Here is a 6,513-nt window from a genome sequence, read left to right as displayed (position 1 = left end):
TGCCAGCCGGAAGGGGTGGGGGCGGAAAAAGGGGTGGGTGGGGAAGTGACCGATTCCGCGCCGTTCCGAGGACGGACACCCCCCGACCCGCCCCCGACGAGACGAGCACCACCCGCGTACCGGAGAAACGACGGGGCCCGCCCCCGGGAGCCAGGGGCGGGCCCTTTTCGTCCTCGCGGTGGCACCGCCATGCAGCACCGCGAGGGGCTTTTATCAGCCGAAACGCCCGGAGATGTAGTCCTCCGTGGCCTGGACCGACGGGTTCGAGAAGATCCGCTCCGTGTCGTCGATCTCGATCAGCTTGCCCGGCTGCCCCACCGCGGACAGGTTGAAGAACGCCGTCCGGTCCGACACACGCGCGGCCTGCTGCATGTTGTGCGTCACGATGACGATCGTGAAGCGCTCCTTCAGCTCCCCGATCAGGTCCTCGATCGCCAACGTGGAGATCGGGTCGAGCGCGGAACACGGCTCGTCCATCAGCAGCACGTTCGGCTCGACAGCGATCGCCCGCGCGATGCACAGCCGCTGCTGCTGACCACCGGACAGCCCCGACCCCGGCTTGTTCAGCCGGTCCTTGACCTCGTTCCAGAGGTTCGCGCCCTTGAGCGACTTCTCCACGATGTCGTCCAGCTGGGACTTCTTGAACGACCCCAGCAGCTTCAGCCCCGCCGCCACGTTGTCGTACACCGACATCGTCGGGAACGGGTTCGGCCGCTGGAACACCATGCCGACCTCACGCCGCACGGACACCGGGTCGACCCCCTGCCCGTACAGGTTCTCGTCGTCGAGCATGACCTTGCCCTCGACCCGCCCGCCCGGAGTCACCTCGTGCATCCGGTTGAGCGTCCGCAGGAACGTGGACTTGCCACATCCGGACGGCCCGATGAAGGCCGTGACCGAACGGGGCTCGATGGTCATCGAGATGTCCTCGATGGCCCGGAAGGAGCTGTAGTAGGCGCTGAGGCCGCTGACATCAATGCGCTTGGCCATGTGAAATCACTGCTTCTTTCGGAATTCGGTCGCTGTGTGGCCGCGTCAGCGACCGGTCTTGGGGGCCTTCCAGCGGGCGATGCCGCGGGCCAGCAGGTTCAGGATCATCACGAAGGCGATCAGCGTCAGCGACGCCGCCCACGCACGGTCGTACGCAGGTTCGGCACCGGCGCTCTGAGAGTACTGCTGGTAGATGTACAGCGGCAGCGAGGCCTGGGCCCCTTCAAACGGGTTGTTGTTGATGAACGGGTTACCGAACACCAGCAGCAGCACCGGCGCGGTCTCACCGGCGATACGCGCGATCGCCAGCATGATGCCGGTGGTGATACCACCGAGCGCCGTCGGCAGGACGACCTTCAGGATCGTCCGCCACTTCGGCACGCCCAGCGCCAAGGACGCCTCTCGCAGCTCGTTCGGCACGAGCTTGAGCATCTCCTCGGTGGAGCGCACCACGACCGGCATCATCAGGATCGCGAGCGCCAGCGAGCCGGCGAAGCCGAAGGGCTGCATCTCGAAGATCAGCATGATGCTGAGGATGAACAGACCGGCGACGATCGACGGGATACCCGTCATGACGTCGACGAAGAAGGTGACCGCCCGGGCGAGGTTCCCCCGCCCGTACTCGACGAGGTATATGGCGGTGAGCACACCGATCGGCGCGGCGATCAGCGTGGCGAGACCGACCTGCTCCAGGGTGCCGATGATGGCGTGGTAGATACCGCCACCGGCCTCGCGGTCACCGACGACGCCCATCGAGTGGGTCAGGAAGTAGACGTCGAGGACCTTCGTACCGCGCTCCACGGTCGCCCAGACCAGGGAGGCGAGCGGCACGACGGCGAGCAGGAAGGCGACCCAGACCAGCGAGGTCGCGACCCGGTCCTTGGCCTGCCGCTTGCCCTCGACGGCCGTCGCGATGGCGAAGGTGCCGAAGATGTACAGCAGCGCGGCGATCACGCCCCACTGGATCCGGCTGTCCAGCCCGGCGGCCATGCCGATGCCCACGGCGACCGCGAGGGAACCCGCGGCGATCACGTAGGGCGCCCACTTGGGCAGGTTGGCGCCGCGCAGCGAACTCGGGCGCTTGGTGAGGACGGCGTGGCTCATGCGTTGGCCCCCGAGTACTCCTTGCGGCGGGCGATGATCGCGCGGGCCGCGCCGTTGACCAGCAGGGTGATGACGAACAGGACCAGACCGGAGGCGATCAGCGCGTCACGGCCGAAGGTGTCCGCCTCACCGAACTTGCTGGCGATGTTCTGGGCGAACGTACCGCCGCCCGGGTCGAGCAGGCTGGCCTGGATCTCGAAGGAGGGGGACAGCACGGTGGCGACGGCCATCGTCTCGCCGAGCGCACGGCCGAGGCCGAGCATCGACGCGGAGATCACGCCGGAGCGGCCGAACGGCAGCACCGCCATGCGGATGACCTCCCAGCGCGTGGCGCCGAGGGCCAGGGCCGCCTCCTCGTGCATCTGCGGGACCTGGCGGAAGACCTCACGGCTGACGTTGGTGATGATCGGCAGGATCATGATCGCCAGCAGGATGCCGACGGTGAGCATCGAGCGGGGCGTACCGCCCTGCCAATCGAAGATGCCGGTCCAGCCGAAGTACGCGTCGAGCCAGGCGAAGAGGCCGCCCAGGTGCGGTACGAGGATCAGGGCGCCCCAGAGGCCGTACACGATGGACGGCACGGCGGCGAGCAGGTCGATCACGTAGGCGATCGGGCCGCTCAGCCGGCGCGGGGCGTAGTGGGTGAGGAACAGCGCGATGGCGACGGCGATCGGGACCGCGATGACCATGGCGATGATCGAGGAGACCACGGTGCCGAAGGCCAGCACCGCGATGCCGAAGACCGGCGGCTGGGTGCCCGTGTTCCACTCGAAGGTGGTGAGGAAGTTCCCCTCGTCCTCGCTGATGGCGAGGATGGCGCGGTAGGTGAGGAAGACCGCTATGGCGGCCATGATCACCAGCAGCAGGATGCCCGAACCACGGGAGAGACCGAGGAAGATCCGGTCTCCGGGTCGGGTGGCGCCGCGGGCGGCGCGCTTGCGCTCGGTCTCCGTCGGCTGGGGCATCGGTGGATGCGCGTCGGTGTGCTTGGTCGTTATGTCCATCAGGTTCTCCGGTCTGCGGAGCCGGACTTGTCGTACGGCTCCTGGCGGCGGTGCACCGGACGGTGCGGAGCCCGGCCCCCCGGGGTACGGGGGACCGGGCCGCGCACTCAGGTCAGCTCAGGCCCTCGATGGTGGTGCGGACCTTGGCGATGATCTCGTCGGGGATCGGCGCGTAGCCGGCGTCGGCCAGCTGGCCCTGGCCGTCCTCGCTCGCGATGTAGTTCAGGAACGCCTTGGTCGCGGGCAGGCTGTCGGCCTTGTTGCCCTTGTCGCAGACGATCTCGTAGGTGACCAGGGTGATCGGGTACGCGCCCTCGGCCTTGGTCTTGTAGTTGATCTCCAGGGCGAGGTCCTTGCCCTGGCCGACGACCTCGGCGTCCGCGATGGCCGCGGTCGCACCGTCGGTGGAGGCCTTGACCGGCTCGGCGGCACCGGTGTCGATGCCGACGACGTCCATGCCCTCGGCGTACGACAGCTCCATGTAGCTGATGGCGCCGGAGACCTGGGAGACCTGCTGGGCCACACCGGAGGAGCCGGAGGCCGACTGGCCACCCTTGGCCTGCCAGGCCTTGCCACCCTCGTACTTCCAGTTGTCCGGGGTGGTGGCGATCAGGTACTTGGTGAAGTTGTCCGTGGTGCCGGACTCGTCCGAGCGGTGGAAGGCCTGGATCTTGAGGTCAGGCAGGTCCGCGTCGGGGTTCAGCTTCTTGATCGCCGCGTCGTTCCAGTTGGTGATCTTGCTGTCGAAGATCTTGGCGATCGTCTCGGCGTCCAGCACCAGGTTGTCGACACCCGGGACGTTGTAGGAGAGGGCGATCGGGCCGCCGACCATCGGGAGGTCGATGCCCTGACCACCCTGGCAGACCTCCTTGGAGGCCGCGATCTCTTCCTCGTCCAGCGCCGAGTCGGAGCCGGCGAAGGCGACCTGACCCTGGTTGAACGCGGTGATGCCCGCGCCGGAGCCGGAGCCCTTGTAGTTGATCTGGACGTCCTTGCATTCGGCCGTGAAGGCCTTGACCCAGGCGTCGATGGCGTTCTTCTGCGCGGAAGAGCCGTCGGCCAGCAGCTGGCCCTTGGCGTCACCGCAGTCGATCGAGCCGGAGGCGGCCGCGCTCGCGGACGAGCTGCCGCCGTTGCCGGTGTCGTCGGAGCCGCACGCCGTGAGGGCCAGGGCGCCGGAGACGGCGAGAGCACCGAGGGTGAGGGCCCGCCGGTTCATGCGCTGAAGCTTCACTTTCGGGAGTTCCTTCCAGGAGCCGCCGTCCTGTTCGGCGGCGTGCGAGGTCTGTTCGATGTGGACGCGCTCTCGAGCACCTCCGCCATCGGTAAGGCCGAAATTAGGCAGATCAGGTGAAGCCGCCTATGGCCGTAAGTGAACGGAGGGTGAACCCCTTCGGTCGGTGCGGTTAGGTCACGGAATGCTCACGGGGAGAACACGTGGAGGTCCCAACCGAACACACACCGGCGCATACGTCCCTCGTCCGACCTCCCTCAGCGCATCAGCGCGGACAAAACAGGAATTGACCCAAAAGTTACCCGAACCCCCACGCCCCCGGTCAAGACCCTCCGTCCCATCGTGACTGTGCGTCACTGATCCAGGTAAGAGGCGGGTCGGAAACGGTGTCGAGCGCAACCCTCGCCCCCGCCGGGCCGTCTCGTCTGACGTACCCGCGTGCGAGCGGGCGGGAGCGGGAGGCAGGCGCATGGAACGGCGTAGGTTCATCGGGGGCGGCGCCGCCGCGGTCGTGGGGATCGCCTCGGCGGTGGCGTGCAGCGGCGGTTCCGGAACCGCCACGGCCACCTCCACCACGACCGGAGTCCCCTCACCCTCCCGCCCCGGGCGCGCTTCCGCCGCCACGTCCGCGACCACGCCGGCCACCACCGCCGCCGCCGACTGGGCGGCGCTGGCGCGCGATCTCGACGGCACCCTGGTCCGGCCCGGCGACGCCTCCTGGACCACCGCCCACCAGCTCTACAACACCCGCTTCGACGCCCTGAAGCCCGCCGCCGTCGCCTACGTCGCGCACCCGCAGGACATATCCACGACGCTCGCCTACGCCCGCGCCCGCGGCATCCGCGTGGCGATCCGCAACGGCGGTCACTCCTACGCCGGCTGGTCCTCCGGCAACGGCCGGCTGATCGTCGACGTCTCCCGGCTCAGCCGCGTCCGCGCGAGCGGCGACACCGCCGTCGTCGGCGCCGGCGCCAAGCTGATCGACGTCTACCGCTCGCTCGCCGCCAAGGGCGTCACCGTCCCCGCCGGCTCCTGCCCGACGGTCGGCGTCTCCGGCCTGGTGCTCGGCGGCGGGCACGGGGTGGTCTCCCGGGCGTACGGCCTGACCTGCGACAGCCTCACCGGGGCGACCCTCGTCACCGCGGACGGCAAGCAGATCACCACCGACGCCACCCACCACCCCGACCTCTTCTGGGCGCTGCGCGGCGCGGGCAACGGCACCTTCGGCGTCGTCACCGAGCTGCGCTTCCGTACCCACCCGGCCCCGCAGGCGGTCTCGGCGTATCTGAGCTGGCCGTGGAGCAAGGCGGCCGCGGTCGTGCGGGCCTGGCAGGAGTGGGGCCCGGACCAGCCCGACGAGATCTGGTCCTCCCTCCACCTGGCGAACACGGCAGGCGGCACCCCCACCGTCTCCGTGGCCGCCTTCTCCCTGGGCACCTACGGCGAACTCCAGAACGCCGTGGACCGCCTCGCCGCCCGGGTCGGCGCCTCGGCGTCGTCCGTCTCGCTCGAACGCCGCTCGTACGAGGAGTCGATGGAGGTCTACGCCGGCTGCTCGTCCTTCGCCACCGACGCCCAGTGCCACCTTCCCGGCACCACGCCCGGCCGCTCACCGCAGGGCGCCCTGGGCCGCGAGACGTACGCCGCCCGCTCCGACTTCTTCGACCGCTCGCTCTCGGCGGCCGGCATCGGCGCCCTGCTCGCCCAGGTGTCGTCGGTGCGCGGCGGCGCCGGCAGCATCGCCTTCACGGCCCTCGGCGGCGCGATCAACCGCGTCTCCCCGACGGCGACCGCCTTCGTGCACCGCCGCTCCCGGATGCTGGCCCAGTACATAACCTCCTGGCGGCCCGGCACCTCCGGCGCCTCGGCCCAGTCCTGGCTGACCTCGGCCCACGGCGCGATGCGCCCGTACGCTTCCGGAGCCGCGTACCAGAACTACACGGACCCGACGCTGAAGAACTGGCGTGAGGCGTACTACGGGGACGCGGCCCCACGCCTGACCCGCCTGAAGCGCGTCTACGACCCCAATCGCGTGTTCACCCACCCGCAGGCGCTCTAGGCAGGCCCTGGCAGACGGGAATCGTCAGACAGGCCCTAGGGCGTGTCCGCAAAGTCAGGTCAGCCAGAGTCGTAGGCAGGCGAGGGTGACCAGGGCTTGGTAGTGCCGGGCTCGTTTGTCGT

5 protein-coding genes are annotated in these 6,513 nt (G+C 69.2%); 1 reads left to right on the top strand and 4 read right to left on the bottom strand.

Annotated elements, in window-relative coordinates:
- Nucleotides 1–213: 213 nt before the first annotated feature.
- From pstB to pstS, 4 genes are all read right to left on the bottom strand, one after another.
- Nucleotides 214–990 (bottom strand): phosphate ABC transporter ATP-binding protein PstB, encoded by a 777-nt coding sequence (gene pstB, locus ACZ7LV_RS38885; protein ID WP_471946079.1) that lies wholly within the window; start codon nt 988–990, stop codon nt 214–216.
- A 45-nt stretch (nt 991–1,035) separates the two neighbouring features.
- On the bottom strand, nt 1,036–2,094 hold the full coding sequence (pstA, locus tag ACZ7LV_RS38880; protein WP_471946078.1) for a phosphate ABC transporter permease PstA: 1,059 nt from the start codon (nt 2,092–2,094) through the stop codon (nt 1,036–1,038).
- Entirely contained in the window at nt 2,091–3,098 is a 1,008-nt protein-coding gene (gene pstC, locus ACZ7LV_RS38875; protein ID WP_471946077.1) for a phosphate ABC transporter permease subunit PstC, read from the bottom strand. The genes pstA and pstC overlap by 4 nt, the downstream gene beginning before the upstream one ends.
- A 112-nt stretch (nt 3,099–3,210) precedes the next feature.
- Nucleotides 3,211–4,332, bottom strand: a complete 1,122-nt coding sequence (gene pstS / locus ACZ7LV_RS38870; protein WP_471946076.1) for a phosphate ABC transporter substrate-binding protein PstS — start codon at nt 4,330–4,332, stop codon at nt 3,211–3,213.
- A gap of 469 nt (nt 4,333–4,801) precedes the next feature.
- Between pstS and ACZ7LV_RS38865 the strand changes: the two genes are divergently transcribed.
- Nucleotides 4,802–6,391, top strand: coding sequence for an FAD-binding oxidoreductase (locus ACZ7LV_RS38865; RefSeq protein WP_471946075.1), 1,590 nt, complete (start codon nt 4,802–4,804; stop codon nt 6,389–6,391).
- The last annotated feature ends 122 nt before the right edge of the window (nt 6,392–6,513 follow it).

Source organism: Streptomyces sp. NPDC107562, assembly GCF_055657325.1.
The sequence above is the reverse complement of the archived record's forward strand: the minus strand, read 5'-3'. Positions and strand labels throughout refer to the sequence as shown.